The following is a 21,265-nucleotide window of genomic DNA, read 5'->3' on the forward strand; positions in this document are numbered from 1 at the left end:
TTAGATACTTAAATATAACAAATGCTTTGTTTCTTTTCTCTTAAAATAGAACTTTTCTTACGTCGAATTCACGTTATTTATGGTAATTCGTAAGTAATTTATTTAATCTATCCACTACTGATTTGCATCCTTCTTTGTCATAAATGGATTCTACTCTTTGAAGTATTAATTCATATTCTTCCTTAGAATCTATAATTCCTTTACTCACTATTTTATCAATCTGATTTAGATAACCTTCATCACTAGTTTCGTTGAGTTCTTTTTTTAATATGGTTAGCAACTCCTCTTTTTCAGAAGGCATAAGCATTTCTCGTAACCAAACATCTAATTCTTTATCAAGCTTACGCAACGTTTTTTCATTCTTCTTTTGATACGAAGCTTCAAACACATCTTTGGTCTGTTCTAAAATAAAAGCTGCTCCTTGCTTTTTAATTAAATAATCATAAAAAATGTAATACCTCTTTTTAAAATATTCTATATCTTTCATCTTATTCTAAATTAGTGTCCACTATATGGCATCAATGGCCCAAAGTAAAAAATTGAAGCTCCCCCACTAGCGGGAGCTTTTAGCTCGTGACTAGAGTTTTTTTTAACCTTAACAACCAAAATTCCCAACCGCTCCTGTGTGAATCTTTCGTGTTCGATAAACTATAAGTTAAATAGTCCATAGGCCTAAAAACAGCGTTGCAAAGTGCTTTGCTCATAACAGAACGATATAAACAAATCCTATGTTAGTCTACCAACATACTCAATGGTAAAGCAATCTAAATCGTGTAAATATTCCTCAGTTTTAAAATCTGTCACTCTTTTAGGGAGAAGTAATGGAACTTCCTTAAACTTCTCTATAAGTAAAAGAATTATCTCTTTCTCAGAACAGCTTTTGATCATAGTCATATCAAAATCACTTTCAAACTGAAATGTATTGTCTTTCTTACTTAATCTATGACGCTTTGGTTTAAAAAAGAATTTTGATTCTTCCACAACACATATAAATCCAAAATAAATTTCCTCAACATCTTTTGAGTATTGATAACCTTTAAAGAATATTTTTAAACTATGTGACAACTCGTTAACTACTTCTTTCTCTTCTTCGATACCTTGAGAAGTATATTGTGCGATACCTATTTTCATATTTCTTGCTAAAAATTGAATTTCATAAGGTCTGTATCTAATATTTGATAATAAGCCTAAATATAGTATTTCTCCCTAATTTCTATTCGTATTTGATTAGCACTATCTAATTCATAGATGACCAAACTATTTATTACCACCATGATTAAAAAAATATCAACTATGATTCACAAACAGTCATGCGTGACTATCAGAGAGTCACGTTAGATATAAAAAGAATCAACCTTGATTAAAACTCTATTAGCGGTGACTTACAAACAGTCATACTTGACTATCAAGAAGTCATGATAGATTTAAAAAGAATCGAACATGATTAAAACTATATCAATGGTGACTATCAAACAGTCATGCGTGACTATCGGAGAGTCACGTTAGATATAAAAAGAGTCAGCTATAAACCACAAAGCCGCACTTATAAAATGCGGCTTTGTTTATTTATGTATTCCTAGTTAATCTATGAGCTAAAGGTTTACATCTCGCCTTGAGATTGCTTCCTGTTTAGCAATAACGCATTTATTTACTCCCTAATAGCTAACAACAATTACCTAACACCTACCTCACTAAAACTTAAAAGTAAAACTGAACTCGTAAGGTTTAACCGGCAATAAATATTGCTTAAACGGAGGTGGTCCGCAACTGGCATTACCAAGGCCCATCATATGTGCATCGATGCATAAAATGGTTTCCTTTCTGCTTTTCAAATATTCGGGTCGGATGGCGCTATCTAAATCACTGGCATCATAATGTAATGCAGAAAATATAAATGCTGAATCAGATTCGATAGTTACTATTGGCTTTTTACTGTTCTTAAATTTTAGTCCGAGCCAACGCGTATCTGAACGTGCCCCATTTTCTTGCGGCATCAAATAAGGCGTATACAAATCTGTTGCATTTGAATGATACAAACCAATGAAAGCAGATTCATTCCTATCGGGATAATTCTCGTGAGGGCCCCTTCCGTACCAACTTACATCTGCTAATCCTTTAGCCATGCCTAATTTTAAACCAATACGTGGTAAGCTTTTAATATCATCAAAACCTTTAGGCGTAACTTTATTGTTAAGCTTTACCGTTCCGTTAGCTCCCACTTTGTAGGTACACTCATGTAAAAAACTACCAGCAGCAGAACTAAATTCTTGAAGCACTTTAATGTTAATTACAGATGCATTTACAATTTCTGATTCAACAGAAATGGTTTTTACATTTAAATGATTTAGCTCAGCATCTTTCCAACTTGCAGTATAAAACTTTTTATCGTTTTCAATTGGCGAGCGATATACATTCAGCCTTGGCCCAGTAATACCGTTTGTTTGCGCTATTACTTCCTGTTTATTTACCAATAGAGAGCTTATGGTACCACTTGCCTTATCAAGCTTAAGCTTGAATTTATTATTGGATACAATAATAGTATTATCGGTATCGGATAAGTTCAGCTTGCCTTTTTCTGCTACACTGCTAGCTTGCCATTTTTGCAATACTATTTGTTCTTTAGCTACCTCAAAACCCGCATTGGCCCATAAAGTTGTTTGCTTTAATTTATAACTAAAGTTGATGACATACTCTGAAGATGCATCCATTTTTGGGAGCTCCAAAACAAGCTCTCGACTTTCGTTTGGTTTCAGGTTTAAACCTGTGATTTTGCCTTCTTTTACTTCTTTACCATTCTTTAGTAAGTGCCAAGTTCCGTTAAAATCACCTAGGTTTGTGAAGTTGTATTTATTGGTGATATGAAATACATTATTACGATTTTCATCTGGACTTATTGAAATGTATTGCTGTGCCTTTTTAACCTCTAACAACGATGGTTTTGGAGTTCTATCGGCAAAAATAACACCCTTAGCACAAGCGGCTCTTGGTCGCTCCATATCCGAAAAATCAGTATCTATTGAAACACTATCAATAGGATGATAATCTATTCGATGGCTTTCGCGCTTTTTGCCATTGGGCATTTCTTCATAATAAGTCTGGTTTACCCAATCCCAAATATAACCGCCTACAAAGGATGGATTTTCATCAACCACGCGCCAATAATCGGCAAAGTTACCCAACGAATTACCCTGTGCGTGTGCATATTCAATCATTATGTAAGGTTTATTGTACCTTGGGGTGGCCCAAAAGCTCAATAGTTTCCAATGCTTTTGCTCCGCATCATCTTCAATAAAGGGATACATCGAACTGTTTAAATCAAAATAATCTTTCACATCCCAACAGTCTGTTTCTCTTCCATCATATGAAATTAAACGACTTGGATCGAACCTACGAATGTAATCGCTCATAAGCGCAAAGTTTTGCCCCCATCCTGATTCATTACCCAACGACCAAAAAATGATGGATGGATGATTCTTAGCGCGCTCAACCATGGCTACACCTCTATCTAAACTCGTGGCCAACCATGCAATATCGCTTCCTGGCAATACGTTACCGCGTATAATAAAATCAGGAGATTCTAATGCTTCATCCATCACATAAAGTCCATATTTATCGCATAGGCCATACCATCGTGGATCGTTGGGGTGATGACTAGAGCGCACTGAATTGATGTTGTGCTGTTTCATTAACAAGATATCTTGAATCATGGATTCTTCTGTTAATGTTTTTCCGTATTCGGGATGTGACTCTCCTCTGTTTACCCCCTTAAATTTAATGGCTTTTCCGTTCACGTGCACTTGTAAGTCCTTCATCTCAATTTCTCTAAAACCAAAAGGAAATTGAGTTACCTCTACCGTTTCTCCCTCCGGATCAACTAGGGTCATCACGATAGTATGCAAGTTAGGGAACTCAGCCGACCAGAGCTTCGGGTTTTCAATGGTAGTTGAGGATTCTAATACGCTTTCGGTACCCGGGCTTCCCATACGCCAACCTACCTTAGGACTGCTATATCCGGGTTTAGAAATAATATTGCCCAATTCATCATACACATCAATATTTACTTTATATCCCTGTACAATTTCGTTGGTGTGGTTATAAACCTTGATCTTCGACTTTAACTCAGCATTTTTATAATTCTCATCTAAATCAGATGTAAAAAAGAAATCTCTGATTTGAACATTAGGACGACTTTGCAGATAAACCTGACGGAATATTCCGCTAAAAGTCCATGTGTCGCCCGACTCTAAATAACTACCCGTTGACCAACGGTATACTTGGACTGCTAATGTGTTCTGCCCCTCTTTTAAATAAGGCGTAATATTAAACACAGAACTAGTCATAGCATCCTCATCGTAACCCACTCTAACACCATTTACCCATACGTAAAATGCACTAGAAACACCCTCGAAATGAAGCATTGTTTGGCGTTCTTTCCAATCGGATGGCAGCTCAAAAGTAGTTCTGTAACTACCTACGTGGTTGTTGTAATTGGGTACATCGGGCACTTTTATCTTACCTTCTTTAACTAAAGAACCAATGGTACGATGCGAAGGAACTCCATATCCTTGTCGCTCCCAACAAGAAGGAACTGGAATAGTTTTCCAGTGTTCATCATCATAATTTAGTGCCTCAAATCCCTTTGGCTTATCATCAGGTGTTTCTGCCCAGTTAAATTTCCAATCACCCATTAAGCTTTTATAATAAGGCGATGCCTCATAATTCCCTTTTAGGGCCGAAGCTTTATCAGGGTAGCTAAAATGATTACATGCATGGGGCTCAGTACCCACGGTGTATACTTGTTTATCTTTCCAAAACTCCTGTGCATTTATAAAAAATGCAGGACTCATAAAAAAAGCAAACAACAGTAATTTCATTATCTTTTTGTTCATCCTTCTGCTTAATTATATAGTTAAAACAATAATTTTTAATGGTCGGTATCTTTAAAATCCTTTGGATAAAGCCTAATCTTCTTTGGCTCTTTGGCAGGAATTAAATGTTTGTAATCATCTTGAATACCGGCAGCCTTCATTATCGCTTTAGCCTCATCAGAAAAGTCTCTTCTTACAAAAGACTCCGTATTCTCAATTGGACAGTTGGTACCGTTGTTCTTGATATTATTATCCTTTACAAAGTTATCCGTTGCTATGATATCATGACACTTATCGGTCCAGGTATGTAGCCAGAAAATACCTTTTTTATGCGGAATACGATTATCTACTACATTCCGTTTTATGGTCCAATAGGCAGAACCATCATCAGGATAGATACATCGCTGTCCTCTATACAAATAATTCCCTTCGATAACACTCCCTGGCTGCTCACCCAAACTGTAAATGATACCGCCATCTTTTAGTGCTTGATGTGTGTCTCCGGCCTTGTTGAAACTCATGGAATTATTTTTTGCGACTGTTGATGCTGGCAAACCTGAATTACCCCACCACCAACCTATGGTAATGGCTCCGTATGGCATTCTGGCAATATCATTATGATCTACCTTTACATTGGCTACAAAAAAGGCTGTTATGCCTTCTAATTGACGGAAATCGAGACAAACATTACGAATGTAATTATTGGTAATGTTGATGTTCTCACAAATGGCTTCTTCCTCTGGAGCGTATAAATGACCATCGCCTATTTTATAATGTTGCGGATGACCGACATTAACAGTATTTCCCAATAAATCGTGAAAATAGTTTCCATTAACCTTACCGTTTTTTACATCATTCACCATATTAATGGCAATGGCAGAACTTAATCCTTCAAAGCGATTATTCTCAAACGAAATATTTTCGGCATTACTAATTTCAATACTTCCACGTGGGATACCGGTACAATTGTATTCTGTACGATGCCAATTACCATCTGAAATAAATTGAGTGGCCATAGCGGAACTTTGAACTCCAGCAAAAGCATGCGAACCTTCTATTTCCATTAAGTTCCAATGGTCGTATGAAAAAGTGATTCCCTCAAAATGGATGTTTTTTACTCGAGACTTTGTTGATGTGCCTTCTACACGAATTAAACCATCTGAAGTAGGAACAATTACCTCGGCCTTAGCCATATCTTCACCATTGCTATAATAGTAAAGTGTCTGTGTTTTTCGATTGAAATAAAACTCGCCAGGCGTATCTAATAATTCATAAGCATTACGTACCACAAAAGGCATTCTGTGATTTATTTTTGCATTCCAACCCATGGTTGTTGCAATGGCTCCATAGGGTTGTTGAAGTTTTAGAATAGTGGTATCTGCAATTTGCTCTGATTCTCTAATGCAGTAAATTTTCTCGGTCCAAACATTACATTGTACCAACTCAACATCTTCGGCATTCCTGTATGCTGCAACCTCTGCCGTTTTAAACTTAATTCCATCCAGAGCTGAACCTGCATCGAAAGCCCAGCTCTCTGTTCCTTCGACTTCAAAATTCCCCCATGGCCCTAGTCCTTTCACTGGGACTTCTGTACCGGCCATGCGCATTCTCTTACCGTTTACAAACAGAGTGCGCAACTTACTATCTCGGTTTAAGTTGGCCTTATAGATATTGCCCGCAACTTTTTCCCATCCTGTAACTTGAACCCCTCCGTTTATTGTAGGGACTTCTTTGTTATAGGCCCTGTATGTAATGGTATGTTGGTTTGTACCAGAATCTTTTTCTTTAAAAATAATTGGGCTTGTTAAGTTATAAGTTCCGCCATGCAGATAAACCACAATATCCTCTTTCATATTTTTATTGATTGAGGTTACTTTTCTCTTTGCCACCTCTAAAGAATTAAATGGAGATTCAAGCGTTCCTTTCCCGTTTTTTGTTGCCGTTGGCGAAACGTGGTATTCTTTCTGGGCACTAGTTATCATGGCTGATAAAAAGGCGATTAGTAATAAGTATAATCTATAATTCATTGCTCTTGTCTTTAATTTAGTTGGCAGTCCCTATTAAACTTTTCTAAACTTCTATTGTAGTTATTTTCCCCAGTAAGTCTTATTCCTGCCAACTGTTATTCCTGGCCAATCGTCAGTTCTAAATGGAGTTAAAGGCAACCCCTTTCTGTCATATAGGTTAACCACCGGGTTATCTGCCCATCCATATCTAACAGCAACAGGTTTTATTATTTTTCTTGAGTACACCTCAACCTGATTTTTGCTAATAATTTTAGCATGTGCCCGCTCAAATTTCTGATCTTCGCCAGCTATTGTAAATCCATATACAGTGTCAACATCGAAAGAATATAACTTGCTTGCCACATTGTTGAAGGTAATAATAGCTTTGTTTCCATCTACCTCCATTTTGGAATAACGTGGACTTTCAGTTATAAAATCATACCCGTAATCTTTAGTCAATGCATGGCAAACCAACCTATTGGCAGAAGTTTGCTTATCACGAGGGTGAATATCTCTGCTTTCACCAGTATCAAATACTACAGCTTCTCCTGTATTGGGTAAAGAAAGCGTCATAGTTTGGGCCTCACGTAATTCGGCCCAACTACTACAAGTAGGCTCCTTAAGTTCTTTATTAAAATCGGCAAGTTGAACCCAATAAAACGGGAAATCACCCTGTTCCCAATGCTTCCTTAAGGTATTTATCATTAAAGGAAACATTGATCGATACTGATAAGCTCTGCCAACATTACTTTCTCCCTGACACCAGATAGTACCTTTAATTCCATATCCAATAAGAGGATAAACCATGGCATTATAAATATTCCCTGGACGTTTTCTGCCAATCCTAATATCTTCCGGTTTCCATCTTTTTTTACCTGGCTTTCCATCCTTTAACCACTGGTCGTATTCCGCTAGCCTTAGTGCATGCTTTTCATCTGAATATTCACTAACATGTTGTTCCCAATCAATTACAAATTCATCGTATTCGCCGGTTTTTTTCATAACATCTGTCGGAATCCATGCCTCTATTGCAGATCCACCCCAGGCATTATTAATTAAACCGATTGGTACCCCAAGGGTATGATGTAATCGTCTTCCAAAAAAATAGCCAATAGCAGAGAAATCACGAACGGATTTAGGAGAGCATTCCACCCATTTTGATTCAAAATTATCCTGAGGTGTATCGGCTCCAATCCGAGGAACAGTCATTAACCGAATGTCAGGATAATTCGCAGAGGCTATCTCTATGTCGGAGTGATTGGATTGAGCAACACTCATACCCATGTTAGATTGACCAGAACATACCCATACTTCTCCAATCAAAACATTTTTAAACTCTAGTTTATTTTCTCCCTTTACGGATAATACATAAGGACCACCGGCCTTCATGGAATCCAGTTTCACTTTCCAATTGCCATCATTATCCGCAACCGTTTTATGCTTTTGCCTTTCAATGCTTACCTGAATTTTCTCTCCCGGATTTGCCTTACCCCAAATCAGATTTTCGTGATTTCGTTGCAATACCATGTGGTCGCTAAAAATATTTGGCAAACTTACCTTTGCATTTAAAACTGATGATGCAAAAACCAGCAATACAAAAATTGACATTACCTCCAGACTTAATATTTTGATAATTCTAAATCTAATCATTCCAATGCTTTTTTATAATTTCCTGAATCTCCGGATAGTCCTTGTCCGTTTCGTTAAGTTCTTCGCGTTGCTTTAACATCTCAACTTTTAACTCTGCAATAATTTCTGAATATGCAGTATCGTTATAGCGATTGTTTAGTTCCTGAGGGTCATTTGATAAATCATAGAATTCCCAAGTGTGCGGGGTTTCTCGCTCTTCGCCATCATATCGCTTTTTCCAGTAATGACCTTCGTGTTCTTCTTCGGGTAAGTAATGCTTACCATAAAAGAACATCAGCTTATAGTTTTTAGAACGTATACCAATATGCGCTGGAACGTAATGGTGTATGATATGCATCCAATAACGATAGTAAGTTGCCGTTCGCCATCCTAACTCATCCTTTCCCTGTAAAGTATTAATGAAACTTTTACCTTGCATATATTTAGGGGCGCTACCTCCGGCTAACTCAATAAGGGTTGGTGCAAAGTCGGTATTATTAACTAACAAATCGTTTACTTTACCAGGCTCAATCATTTTAGGATAATGCATAATAAAAGGCATACGCATTGATTCTTCGTACATCCAACGTTTATCTTGAAAATCGTGTTCGCCAAGCATCATACCTTGATCGCTAGTATAAACAATAACCGTATTATCGTACAAACCTTCTTGCTTTAAATAAGCAATCAATTTTCCAATATTATCATCCACACCTTTTACCAAACGTAAATAGGCTTTCAGGTAATGCTGATAAGCCTCATGAGCAGACTGCTGTTGATCATCTGTTTTTTGAAAGTAGTTGCTGTGGTAATTGATATCAAAATGCCTGTTAGAAGTGGATGATCCGATATAATTTCGTAATGAATCGTTTTTACCACGAGAACCTTCAGAACCCCAATTGGTCTGATAATACATACTGGCAGGTTCTGGAATTTCTGTATCCGCTAAGTAACTCTCGTAACGCGGTGCATAATGAAAAAATCCATGTGGTGCTTTAAAATGATGCATTACAAAAAAAGGTTTTGATTGATCCCTGTTTTTAATATGCTCAATAACCGAGCTGGTAATTACATCGCTTGAATGCCCTTCTGTTTCAACTTTATTGCTGGGCCACTCTCCTTTTCCTTTTTCGAGGAAAACAGGATTATTGTACTTGCCCTGACTTGGTAAAACTTTGTAGTAATCAAAGTTTATTGGTTCGTTTTTTAAGTGCCATTTACCAAATACAGCAGTACTATACCCTAGTTTCTTAAGTTCGATAGGAAGGTACTGTTTGTCTGTATCTAGCTTATGATCTAAATCTAAAACACCATTGGTTTGCGGATACTGACCTGTAATGATGGATGCCCTACTTGGGGTACAAATGGAATTATTGCAGAACACATTCTGAAAAAGCATTCCGTCCGATGCCATTTCATCCAAGTTAGGTGTCATGCCTAACTTGGATAACCTCCCACCGTAAGCTCCGATAGCATGAGCCGCATGATCATCAGACATGATGAAAATGATATTGGGCTGTTGTTTATGTTGCTTTGTGCATGAAGTTGTGAACACTAAAATAAGTGAAAGCAGCATCTGTAATTTTATCCTAATTTTATTCATCGTATTCTTTTTATAGCTCATCAAGACTTTACCTCACTGAAGGAATAATCCCTGCAGGAATATCCATTTTCTTGTTATCAGCACCTTTGGCAAAATCACTAACTTTCCAAATATTTTCTTTATTCCAGGCCACTTCAATACGACCGTCGCCCAGTACAATATCTCCAAGCTTTTTCCTAAACCAATCGGCCAGCTTAATATACTCCGGATCATTGGCCACATTATTTTGCTCCAGTGCATCGATACGTAAATCAAACAAAGCCATTTCTGCATCATCCCTAGCACATATTAATGGCCAGTTGGCATTTGCCAGCACATCTTTTTCCGTTGGTTTTCCAGGTTGCTTTCTGGCACGCATTGAAAAAGCAAAATCTTTACATCGGATATAAGCACGGTCTCCGGCTATTTGATTTTGCTCTCCTAAAACATATTCTCTAACTGGCTTTTTACCGTTTACTACCTCTGCCAAATCATAGCCATCTAAATAATTATACTGAGGGGTATTCACATCATCTCCGGCAGCAGAAATAAAAGTTGGCGCAAAATCCACATGCTCTATGTAATCTGTAATTACCATTTTGGGAGGAAACTTAATTTTATCAGAGGATGCAACAATTACCGCGGTGTGGTTAGAATGCTTGTAAGGTGCAAACTTTGCACTAATACCCTGTTCCCCCAAGTGCCAGCCATGATCGCCACATGCCATCAATATCAAATAATCCTGATTGTTTTTCTTACAATATTTTTTGAATGCTGCAATGGCATCTCCTATTAAGGCATCACCGTATGCGCAAAAAGCATAATAATCTCGGATCATTTGTTGCTTTTCGTCATCACTTAAGTCATCCACTTTCATCCTATTATAAAGCGTTTGAAGCTGCTTAGGTAATTTTTTTACCTCTTCTTTTGAGAATGAAGGAACCTTATAAACTTTATCCTTAAACTTATCGCGATAGGATTTTGGAGGGATTACTGGTGTGTGCGGAAAGTGGTATCCTAAATGAATAAATTGTGGTTTTGAAGTATCAGGCCCTTTATTTGCGTTACCATCCAAACTTGTATATTCCTTATCGGGATGATTTAAATAGTTTTTAAAAGACTCTGTAATATAAGCATCTAGTGTTTTATTAGCCGTTTGCGGACTAACACCACCAATAATTAATTCTTTATTGGCACTTGTATAGGCCTTTAAAAGGTCAAGTTCCTCCTCAATTTCAGCCTTTGTTTTATTATCCTCTTCTGTACACGATGTTCCTTTTCTACTCCTGTAATAGGTTTTCATAGTTTCATCGGCAAAATGCCATTCTTCCTTTGAACCAATTATTTTGCCTTTTTGCCAATCGCTGTAACCATAATAATCAGTTTTACCGGCTTTTTGAAGATCCGACTTATCAACAATGGTTTGATAAAAATCTGTTTCTCCCTTTCGTTTTCCTTCTCCTTGCCATTTGTAAATACGAACGCCAAGCTTACCAAATCTTGAGGTATGGTATCCTTTTGAAATCATAACCTGAGGTAGAGTGGGATTGATAAAATCAGGCCCATTGTGAGAATACTCAAATCCATAAATACCCGAATGGTGTGGATATTTACCTGTATGCATAGATGCCCTTGAAGGTGCACAACCCGGAGATTGACAATATGAGTTTGTAAACAAAACACCCTCTTTGGCCAAGGCATCCAAATTAGGTGAAGAAACGTAACCCAGTGGACTTTCATTATGCCCGAATACTGCTTTATTATGGCACGCCAATGCATCAGCGCGCTGATCGTCAGTAATAATCCAGAGGATATTGGGTTGCTGCTTATTGTTTTGAGCCAAAAGTACAGTTGCAAATAGCAACTGTATCGTTAGAATTAGATATCGCATTATTTGCCTCCTCTGTTTAAATCTTTACTGAAATCGAATTTTTGAAGCACTGCACTACTGATAAAACCACCAGTATTAGAAAACTTAACTTCTACTTTTTGACTTGATAAAGTATCGTCAAGAAGATGGTAAGGAACCGGAATTTCTAGTACGCCAAAGAAACGGGCTCTTGTGCTCTGATCATCGCCTCTCCAATCTGTTGGAACATTAATTTTAGTGCCATTAAAATATACTTCAGGATAAACAAAAGAAGCATTCTCACCTGGGTGCTCCCTACCCATACCGAGGCGAAGAACTAGTTCACCATTTGCTGCTTTTATTAGTTTATCTGATTTAAACTCAAATGAATTCTTTTTTCCTGCTTCTATCTTTTTCAGATATGAATCAGCATATACTTTTGTCTCGTGATTGGTTTCACTGATATTGATATTTTTCTTAAATGTGTACTCTAAAATCATCGTGGCACTTTGCGAAAGTGTTACCTCTTTAGTATTTATATCCAATTGTTTTTCATCCAATATCGGAAGTTCGTTCACCTCATAAAGATGTTTTAGTTTGATGCTTTGTACTTTATTCTTTTTGGTATCTACTAGGTTCAAATTGAGAGTTTGCGGGTTAGTTTCCATATTATTTAAAATCAAATACATCTTTTTACCATCCACATAGGCGTCGGTCTGAATATCTATATCAGCCGATTTTGTATCAATACGAGTGCCCTTTACATCGCTCCATAACTGATAGAATTTCACCAACTCTGTAAACTCGTATTCATCGCCTGTTTGTCCTTCCACATCTTTCTTTTGTCGGAATAAACGATAAGGGTATTTTGCTGTTGGAGAGTCATTTTTTGGTTTCCACCAATTACCTTGTAATAACATAAATGGCATGGTACACTCCATTACATCAGGCTTTGCCATCAACTGCATCATTATGGTTGAGAATGATCTTAGATTTTGCCAGTCGAACTCTTTGGTATACTTTTCAATGGTTTCTCTTTGCCAATAATACCCATATTCAGAAATTACAAAAGGCTTTACTTCTCCTAATTTTATCATGCTGTATGCTTCTATAATATCAAGCATAGCTTCCATGTTACTACCACATCTGTAATAGTTTTCTACACCCTCGCGCGCCATTCCATCGTAAATATGCAATGAGAAAAAATCCATGTCCTTTCCGGCAACATCAATAAAGCGTTTCCAATTGTTGTTCCAGTGCCCAAAAGTTGAATTACCAGCTGAATACTCAGGATATGCTGCTGTGTATCCTCCAACTAAAACATCCGGATTAAGCTCTTTTACTCTTTTTGCCACAGCCACATGGTATTCTGAAATGGCTTGTCGGGTTGTACCATAACTACCTGCCTTTACAAATGGCTCATTGATTACCTCTAAATATTTAGGTCGTGCTTCACCATCATCGCCAAAAGCTTCTTTAATAAAGTTTGCATAATATTCTGCTGCTGCTTCATTATTGGCAATAGTCCAAGGCTCGTAACCTTTGTACATTGGTATTGGTTTTCCCGTTGGATAATTGTTAAACTGTCCGCCAATCATCATAACTTTGGATCTTTCCTCAATACTTTTTTCAAGAGATTTTGAAGCATATTTCTTTTTGAGAATCTTCCCTAATTTCCCAATATCTTTTACATTTGGCCATCCCGGCTTATTTGGGTCTTCTCCCACTCTTCTAATATTACCCGGTAATGTTCCGTTTTCGCGACCCAAATAAACATCATAATTTGTTAAGAAAGTATCTCGCATGGTTTCGTTGGGCCATTCGCCATGATGCAAACCAGCATGCAAAGAGATGTACTTTTCTCGCTCAAATTTGGACTTACCACCAACAATATGTTTTACATTTAAATTCACATCTACTGCTACTTGTGCATTTGTAAATTCAGTAATAAATAAAATTGCAATAATTAGAGTTATAATACTTTTCATACAGTTATAATTATGTTTTTTAAGGCAATATATGTAACGCACCAAATGTGAAAACGTCTCTGTGTGTGCGTGTGTAACTTCAAGCTAGAAAGCTCATTAATTTGTATTATTTACAACATTTACAAAAGTGGTTTTTAAGCCATCTCCCTTAATTGTGATTTTTGCCTCATCAGCTAAACCTTCTGCTTTTACAATTAATAAGGCTCTACCTTTGTGTGTTACAATAGTATTTGATTGGTAAGACTGAACGCTACGGTAATAGCCATTATCAATACCTAAATTACTTATGCCTTTTGGCAATTGTATTTCGATTTCTTTATTGATGTACTTTACCTCTTTGCCATCTTCATCCACCAAATTTAGAGTTATATGCGCCACTTCGCCTTGCTTTAATTCGTTTTTATCGATAGTGGCTTTAACTGCATATGGCTTTTGAGCTGTGGCAATTTGCTGTTTTACTTTTTTTCCATCTTTTATACCTACTGCTGAAATAACACCTGCTTTATATGGTATGAACCATTTGTAAGTACGATCAGCGAAATCTTTCAGGTATTTAATACCCTGTGATTGACCATCGAGGAATACCTCAACTTGTGGGCAATTTGACATGATTTCTACCAATATTTCTTGCGTATCCTTATAATTCCAATGCTCGTTTCGTACATTCGAATACCAATATCTATTCTCCCATTTATCAGGGTTTTTATCGAGCACTGCACCAATTTGTTTCTCAAGATAGTTCATACTATCTTTTGTCTGGGTTAGTATATTTAAATAGGGCTCATCAGTCCATAAGCTTCTGTACATGTGGTAACCAGGTTTAGGAAAACCAGCCTGATCAATAATACCCACTGGACTCGATTTTGATGGCCATCTGCCATTTACTTCCCCCATGTGATCAAAACCAGTCCATAAAAACACACCTGATACAAAGTCTCTTTCCATCACAGCTTTCCACTCGTGCCATTGCGGAAGGTTCTCGGTTCCCATCACTACTTTATCAGGATAAAGCTCATGCGAATAATCGTACATCACACGTCGGTAGCTAAAACCAACCACATCCAAATAATCGGCATAGCCATTAATTAAACTTACCGATGGCAAAATACAATTGGCTGTAATTGGGCGAGTGGTATCAATTTCTTTAGTCCATGTGGAAAGGTTTTTAGCAAACTCAACCACCTTTCTTTCGTTTACTGAATGCTTTTCGTATTCTGCTTTGATTCTGTCAGGACTAAAAGGCGTTGGCGACCAAAAGTAACCACCGGTCCAATCAATATTATTAAAAAATCCACTCGCCGGTCTGTTACTTGGGAAGGTCCACTCTATTTCGTTACCTATACTCCATTGAAACACTGAAGGGTGATTACGATGTGCTAATACCGTGCATTTTAAATCCTCTTCGGCATACTCATCAAAGTAATCTCCATAACCACGCGATTTATAATCATCGTGCTGATCCCATCGGTTTTTGCGCTTATCTTTAGGGTAGCTCCACTCATCGAAAAACTCATCCTGCACCAAAAACCCCATTTCGTCGCACAAATCAAGTAACTCATCTGACGAAGGATTATGCGCCATACGTATGGCATTACAGCCCATACCTTTAAGCGTATTTAAGCGACGCTCCCAAACGGCTTTGGGTACTGCAGCACCAACTGCTCCACCATCGTGATGAATACAAACACCTTTAATTTTCATATTCACATCATTTAAGAAGAAACCCTTATCAACATCAAAACGAATGGAGCGAATACCAAAAGGGATTGTTTCTACGTGCTTAATTTTACCTTTCTCTTTTAAGATAATTTGTGCAGTGTACATATTGGGTTCATCGGTACTCCAGAGTTTTGGAGCAGATAGCTTTGTACTTAAGTTAAACTCGTTTATACCCTTATTGACAACTAAAGATTGCTTTGTCTCGTTTTTAACAACACTCTTTTTATCATCCAAAATATTAAGCTCAACCTCTAACTTTGTGCTGTTTTTTTGATGATTTACAACTTTATAAGCTATGTTCACAATAGCCTTTTGCTTTGAAACCTGCGGTGTACTAACAAAAGCTCCCCATATTGGAATATTAATATCGCTCTTCCTTATTAATTGCACATTTCGATAGATACCCGAACCTGTGTACCAACGCGAATCGGCAATACGAGTTCGATCTACTTTTACCAACAATACATTTTTCTTTTGCAGGTATGGCGTAAGGTCAAAATAGTGCGGCGAATAACCATAGATGTGCTTGCCTATTTTTTTTCCATTCAGCCAATATTCTGAATGATTATATACACCATCGAAATAGATATACGTTTTTTCGTTCTTCCCTTTTTTATAACTAAACTCCTTGCTATACCAACCTATTCCACCTGGTAAATAGCCTGTACAGCCTTCTGCATTTGCCGAGTCGAAGGGTAAAGCTACACTCCAATCGTGCGGAAGATCAAGTTTTTGCCAATTCTTATTATTAAGATCAACATCCTCAATTGTTTGAAATTCATCTAAGATAAAGCTCCAGTCATTATTAAAGTTTGATACCTCATTTTGAGCAATAGCACATTGCATAAATAAGGTACTTGCCAGTAAAATTTGTAATATACTGTTACGCATCATTCTTATTTTCATTATTATTCGTTAGTTATTTTACGCTTGCCACAAGCAATTCTAGTTTTTTAATAGAAGTATTAAAAGGCTCATTGCCCATACAATGATCTGCTGCATAATCGACATACAAAGTTGGGCAGCATGGGTTTTCCTTCTTCAGAGTCAACCATTCATCCCATTTATCCTTATAGGTTTTCAGAATCAGTTGGCCCTCTTCTTTATCAAAAGCTTTACCGCCTATTTCCATTTGTGCAAACATAATTTGCGTACGGAAAATCAATTCTATCAACTCATATTTGATACGTCCATAAGTGGTAGAAACTTTTATGAATTCTTGGTCTTCTTTATTTGGCAAAGAGATACTATTGGCTATTTCTTCCATTTTGTACCAGGTTTTAAGATTCTCTTTTTTCTCAGCCAATACTGCATCAGCAATACCTTTTTTCACATAAATGGACATGTCCATTGCAGAGAAAAAGTGATCACGAATCCACCATGGTTGCATATACTGCATATGTGTTGCCTGCCCCTTAAATACAGCATCCACAGACAATAGGCATAAGTCTCGAAGCTTAGTGATATTATCAGTTGACATTTTTAAATGAGAACTTGCATATTCCTTAAAAATCGCTTCTTCTGATTTTAAGGGCTTTTTGGTGAACTCGCGAATCATAAACTCATTTAAGTCCATCCAAAACTCATTGCCAAAGTATGGCCCAAACCAGCCATCTCCCCAAGTCCATGTCCAAATACCTTTTACTTGTTCATTATCATATAAATCACGTAGCCCTTTCTTCTCTTGCATTTCTGGCCAACCTTCAATTACTCCCTTACCTATGTAGTAAGGGTGTGCATTACGTCCGTACATACCTGCCTGATTGATAGAAACCTCAACAATTTGCTGATGCTTACCAATTCCGATGGTTTTATTAAAAGGAAGGTCGCGAAGGAAATCGCCATTTACATGTTTTATTGAAAAATATAAGTTTGGATGTGTTTCAACAGCATTGGTTATTTTTAAATAAACATCAGGTCTTAAATGAAATTTTTCCTTCACTTTTCCCCAATCCCAAGTTCTGTATATCAACTTTTTGTTACGCTTTACACAAACCTCTTCTCTTAACAAATTAAGAATCTTTATATGATCGTCAGGCCCGTAAACAGGTCTGTTACCTTCATGATAGGGAGTATCGTGCAAATACGTTTCTCCAAAACGAATAGTTAAGCCTCCCAACTCAGGAAACTTAGTAAATATTTCATCAATTTGAGCTTTTAAAATTTCCTGCGTTCGTGGTTGATGTATAGATAATCTGCCATCAAGTTTCATTTCATCACCATACTTTGCCATTACTGATTTAGGCACTACAAAAACATCCGTAAACGGATAAATTGGCATTTCTGCACGCTTGGCATTCTCAAGCATAATACGAACATCTGCAGCCTTTCGGTGAATCCACATTTTTTCGGGTGTATTATCTGGCACTAAGTTATCTTCATAAGCATCGTAAGTAACGGCACACTGAATTTCGAACTTCGGCACTTGACCATTATAGCCCAACTCCTTTATATAAGAAGGTTCGGTATACTTGGTATTAAAACGTGGTTCGCCTGGGTTATGATGAACCATATTGTAAAGAATTGGATAACGAGCGGCGACTTCTTCTTGTTTGTTTTCTTTTTTACATCCCGCTAAGGGTAGTACCAAAAGAGCTATAAATATGAATTGTTTCATTGTATTAAAATTTTAGTATTAAGACTCTAGTTCATCATATTGTCTGCATTTATGCTTAAAAGAAAAACACATAAACACAAAGGCACTGAGTTATTTTTGAGCAATTTTATAATCCTCTGCGACTCTGTGTCTCTGTATTTAATTTTCTATTATTAACTACTCTTCTCAACTCAAAACCATTTAACCAAGTGTAGCTCCCCGATTTATCGCTTTGAAATTCTAGGTTTATTTCTTCTCCTCTTTTCACTTCAAAAAACTGCGTGTAATGTATGGAAGCACGTTCGCCGGAATCTGAATTACTAAAATATCCAACCATATGCTGCTCTGGTGTTTTCCATCGTTCGTCAAGATGTTTACTATTATTGATATTGTATGGAAACTGGCCTTTATGTGAATGTGCATTATGATAGCTTACCATTTTGTACTCACCTGGCTCCAAACCTTTAATTGACAATACCAAAGAAGTATCTTTAACAAAAACGCCATCGGCTCCAACAAAGGCCAAATCGCCAAGCATAGAAGGTTGTCCTTTTGACCATTGAATTTCATTAACTGATGAAACCGAAAATTGAAGGCCCGACTTATCTGTAAACTTTAAATCATTTAAGCTTGATACATCCCAGGCTGTCCAATCAAATTGAGCCAGTTGCCCTTTATGTCCTAAATCGATTTGATAAATTGGAAAATCGTAAATAGGTTCTGCTTTTGCCAAAATTTGGTTGGACTCAAACGCCACTGTCTCCATAGACATATTTGAAGATTTGAGCTTTTTTGAAGTCGCCTTCACTGTTATTTCCCCTGTTTGAGATTTCCCACGGACATAGACTGTAGCAATTCCATTTAAAGGTTTCATCTGATCAATATAATCTTTCTCAGCATCTACCAACTCGCCATAGCCTTCTACCTCAAAATGAATAAGGTTCTCTGCATCTGTAACAATGGTTCCATTTCTATCGAGGATCAAAGCTCTTATCATCTTTATATCAGATCCGCTTGCTTTTAACTTTAATTCAGGATAATCTTCAATCAGTTTTAAAGCATATGGTTGCCCTGGCATTTTACGCTCGTGCTCTGCCACAAGCTTTCCTTTTTTGTATGCCAAAGCTTTTAAATCCTCTCCTTTCCATTGATGATAAAAAGTAAAAGATGGATGGTTATTATTTGACTTCTCATGCACATTATCCGGCACTTGAGAACCTATTAATTTACCGTTCTCATATAGCTCAACCCTATCGGCATTGCTGTAAACATGAATAATTCCTTCTGTAGAAACACGCTCATCGGCAATATGAACCATATGCTCAGCATTTAACTCCGATTGATACCAATAATAGACAGGACGCTTGTTACGATACATATCTAGCACAGCATAATCTGTGTGCTTATTGGGATGATCAACTTGCTTTTTAAAATGATAATAATCGGCGGCTAACCAAGTTATTGTCCCAATATTATTTTTTCGTTTTTTATATCTGGAAATATGAAACTGATTGGCAATTCCACTCGGATTACAGCCATGTTCCATAACAAGCGTAAAACCTTCCTCGGCCCAATCGGATCTGCGATAATCCATAGTGGCAAAAATATCTGTTGGTCCTGCATGTCGCATACCATTCCAAGGACTCGAAGCACTTGCAGTCAATCGCTCTGAATCTTCTTCTTTACAAGCTTTTGCCAACCGTGGCACATTGCCTCTGTGATTGATTCCTGCTCCCCAAATGGCAATAGAAGGATGATTTCGATGATTTCGAATCATGATACGGGTTTGCTCTTCTAGTTTATCCATCCACTCGCCCTGTTCCCAATTTATCCAGGTAGCAGGTTCTTCGTACAGAAGGATGCCCAGTTCGTCGCAGGCCTCAACAAAAGCATCATCTTGCGGATAATGAGAAAGGCGAATGGTATTAAAACCAGCCTCTTTTAAGCGAAGCGCCTCCTCGTAATGTACTGAGTTTGGAACAGCATCGCCTATATGCGCAAAACTTTGATGCCTGTTAGCTCCAATCATAAAAAACGGTTTGCCATTTAGCAACAAACCCTGTCCATCAACCAATTCAAGTTTTCTAAAACCAAATTTATTCTCTATAAAATCAACTAACTTACCATTAGCATAGATATAAGAAACTGCACGATACAGATAAGGATTATCGGGCGACCATGTATAGTAATCTTCATCTTCGAGAACTGACGATTGTTTAAATGTATAAGATGCACCAGCTTGAATGATATTTGAATCGATGACTGTTTTTAATACAAGTCCGCTGGCATTAACAATTTTGGTAATAATTTCGGCAGATTGCTTTGTATTATAATCATTAACTACAGTTGTGTTAATAGCAGCGATGCCATAACGGCGTTTTACCATTGGTGTGGTAATTCGAACACCAGCTGCTTTATCTTCCCAATTAAAGTTTACACGAAGTTTATTGGTAGTAACCAGATAGACATCGCGATAAATACCTCCCCATTTTAAAAAGTCCGTCTTATGCGGATCGGGCGGTACCAAAGCATTAAACCTATTATCCGCTTTAACTATAATTTCATTTGGCGAGTTTGGTTTTAAAAATTTAGTAATATCAAAATGAAAAGGCGTATATCCGCTGATGTCACTTTTTCCAACATATTGTTTATTTACCCAAAGTTCTGTTACAGAATGTACACCTTCAAACGTCAAAAACACCAGTTGATTCTCGTTAAACGAAATTTCCATTTCTTTTCTATACCAACTTATATCGCGCATACTTTCGGATTGTGGCCAGGTATCGTTAATTTCCTTTAGCCCTAATGAAACAGGATCAGGATTATGTGGCAAAGAAACTCGTTTCCATTCATTGGCATTTAATTTTTCAGGTGTTTCTGATTTATCCTTCATCCAATGCCAATCAACATTGATATTTTCTTTTGTCCTTGGTAAGTTTTCGTAGCCTATAACTTGTGCCGAAATAGCACTACATATAAGTACAATAATTAGAGTTGTAATTGCGAGCTTCATTGTGGTTTTTTTTCT

At 37.2% G+C, this 21,265-nt stretch carries 11 protein-coding genes; all 11 read right to left on the minus strand.

The window, feature by feature from the left end:
* Nucleotides 1–73 precede the first annotated feature (73 nt).
* The 11 genes from QMO11_RS06070 to QMO11_RS06120 all read right to left on the minus strand — a co-directional run bounded on the left by QMO11_RS06070 (nt 74) and on the right by QMO11_RS06120 (nt 21,250).
* Complete coding sequence (locus QMO11_RS06070) at nt 74–487, minus strand: hypothetical protein (RefSeq protein ID WP_282036493.1); 414 nt, start codon at nt 485–487, stop codon at nt 74–76.
* Between the two features lie 239 nt (nt 488–726).
* Nucleotides 727–1,131 carry a hypothetical protein gene (locus QMO11_RS06075; RefSeq protein ID WP_282036494.1) on the minus strand — a complete coding sequence of 135 codons (405 nt, stop codon included), beginning with the start codon at nt 1,129–1,131 and terminating at the stop codon, nt 727–729.
* 560 nt (nt 1,132–1,691) lie between these two features.
* Nucleotides 1,692–4,889, minus strand: coding sequence for a glycoside hydrolase family 2 TIM barrel-domain containing protein (locus tag QMO11_RS06080; protein WP_282036495.1), 3,198 nt, complete (start codon nt 4,887–4,889; stop codon nt 1,692–1,694).
* Nucleotides 4,890–4,924: 35 nt separating this feature from the next.
* Nucleotides 4,925–6,895, minus strand: coding sequence for a hypothetical protein (locus QMO11_RS06085; RefSeq protein ID WP_282036496.1), 1,971 nt, complete (start codon nt 6,893–6,895; stop codon nt 4,925–4,927).
* A 60-nt stretch (nt 6,896–6,955) separates the two neighbouring features.
* Complete coding sequence (locus tag QMO11_RS06090; protein WP_282036497.1) at nt 6,956–8,524, minus strand: sialate O-acetylesterase; 1,569 nt, start codon at nt 8,522–8,524, stop codon at nt 6,956–6,958.
* Nucleotides 8,517–10,106, minus strand: coding sequence for a sulfatase family protein (locus QMO11_RS06095; RefSeq protein WP_282036498.1), 1,590 nt, complete (start codon nt 10,104–10,106; stop codon nt 8,517–8,519). Before QMO11_RS06095 ends, QMO11_RS06090 begins: the two co-directional genes overlap by 8 nt.
* Nucleotides 10,107–10,134: 28 nt before the next feature.
* The gene (locus QMO11_RS06100) at nt 10,135–11,976 is read right to left on the minus strand and encodes a sulfatase-like hydrolase/transferase (protein WP_282036499.1); all 1,842 of its coding nucleotides are present in this window, start codon (nt 11,974–11,976) and stop codon (nt 10,135–10,137) included.
* Entirely contained in the window at nt 11,976–13,922 is a 1,947-nt protein-coding gene (locus QMO11_RS06105; protein WP_282036500.1) for a hypothetical protein, read from the minus strand. The genes QMO11_RS06100 and QMO11_RS06105 overlap by 1 nt, the downstream gene beginning before the upstream one ends.
* A 96-nt stretch (nt 13,923–14,018) precedes the next feature.
* Nucleotides 14,019–16,532, minus strand: coding sequence for a glycoside hydrolase family 2 TIM barrel-domain containing protein (locus QMO11_RS06110; RefSeq protein WP_282036501.1), 2,514 nt, complete (start codon nt 16,530–16,532; stop codon nt 14,019–14,021).
* Nucleotides 16,533–16,560: 28 nt separating this feature from the next.
* The gene (locus QMO11_RS06115) at nt 16,561–18,258 is read right to left on the minus strand and encodes a hypothetical protein (RefSeq protein WP_282036502.1); all 1,698 of its coding nucleotides are present in this window, start codon (nt 18,256–18,258) and stop codon (nt 16,561–16,563) included.
* Nucleotides 18,259–18,364: 106 nt separating this feature from the next.
* Nucleotides 18,365–21,250, minus strand: coding sequence for a glycoside hydrolase family 2 protein (locus QMO11_RS06120; protein ID WP_282036503.1), 2,886 nt, complete (start codon nt 21,248–21,250; stop codon nt 18,365–18,367).
* Nucleotides 21,251–21,265: the final 15 nt, after the last annotated feature.

The organism is Saccharicrinis aurantiacus, assembly GCF_947489045.1.
Taxonomy (GTDB): domain Bacteria; phylum Bacteroidota; class Bacteroidia; order Bacteroidales; family Marinilabiliaceae; genus Saccharicrinis; species Saccharicrinis aurantiacus.

Coding starts and splice junctions, on each gene's coding strand:
- QMO11_RS06070 (WP_282036493.1), bottom strand. CDS start 487: ATGAAAGATATAGAATATTTTAAAAAGAGGTATTACATTTTTTATGAT.
- QMO11_RS06075 (WP_282036494.1), bottom strand. CDS start 1,131: ATGAAAATAGGTATCGCACAATATACTTCTCAAGGTATCGAAGAAGAG.
- QMO11_RS06080 (WP_282036495.1), bottom strand. CDS start 4,889: ATGAACAAAAAGATAATGAAATTACTGTTGTTTGCTTTTTTTATGAGT.
- QMO11_RS06085 (WP_282036496.1), bottom strand. CDS start 6,895: ATGAATTATAGATTATACTTATTACTAATCGCCTTTTTATCAGCCATG.
- QMO11_RS06090 (WP_282036497.1), bottom strand. CDS start 8,524: ATGATTAGATTTAGAATTATCAAAATATTAAGTCTGGAGGTAATGTCA.
- QMO11_RS06095 (WP_282036498.1), bottom strand. CDS start 10,106: ATGAATAAAATTAGGATAAAATTACAGATGCTGCTTTCACTTATTTTA.
- QMO11_RS06100 (WP_282036499.1), bottom strand. CDS start 11,976: ATGCGATATCTAATTCTAACGATACAGTTGCTATTTGCAACTGTACTT.
- QMO11_RS06105 (WP_282036500.1), bottom strand. CDS start 13,922: ATGAAAAGTATTATAACTCTAATTATTGCAATTTTATTTATTACTGAA.
- QMO11_RS06110 (WP_282036501.1), bottom strand. CDS start 16,532: ATGCGTAACAGTATATTACAAATTTTACTGGCAAGTACCTTATTTATG.
- QMO11_RS06115 (WP_282036502.1), bottom strand. CDS start 18,258: ATGAAACAATTCATATTTATAGCTCTTTTGGTACTACCCTTAGCGGGA.
- QMO11_RS06120 (WP_282036503.1), bottom strand. CDS start 21,250: ATGAAGCTCGCAATTACAACTCTAATTATTGTACTTATATGTAGTGCT.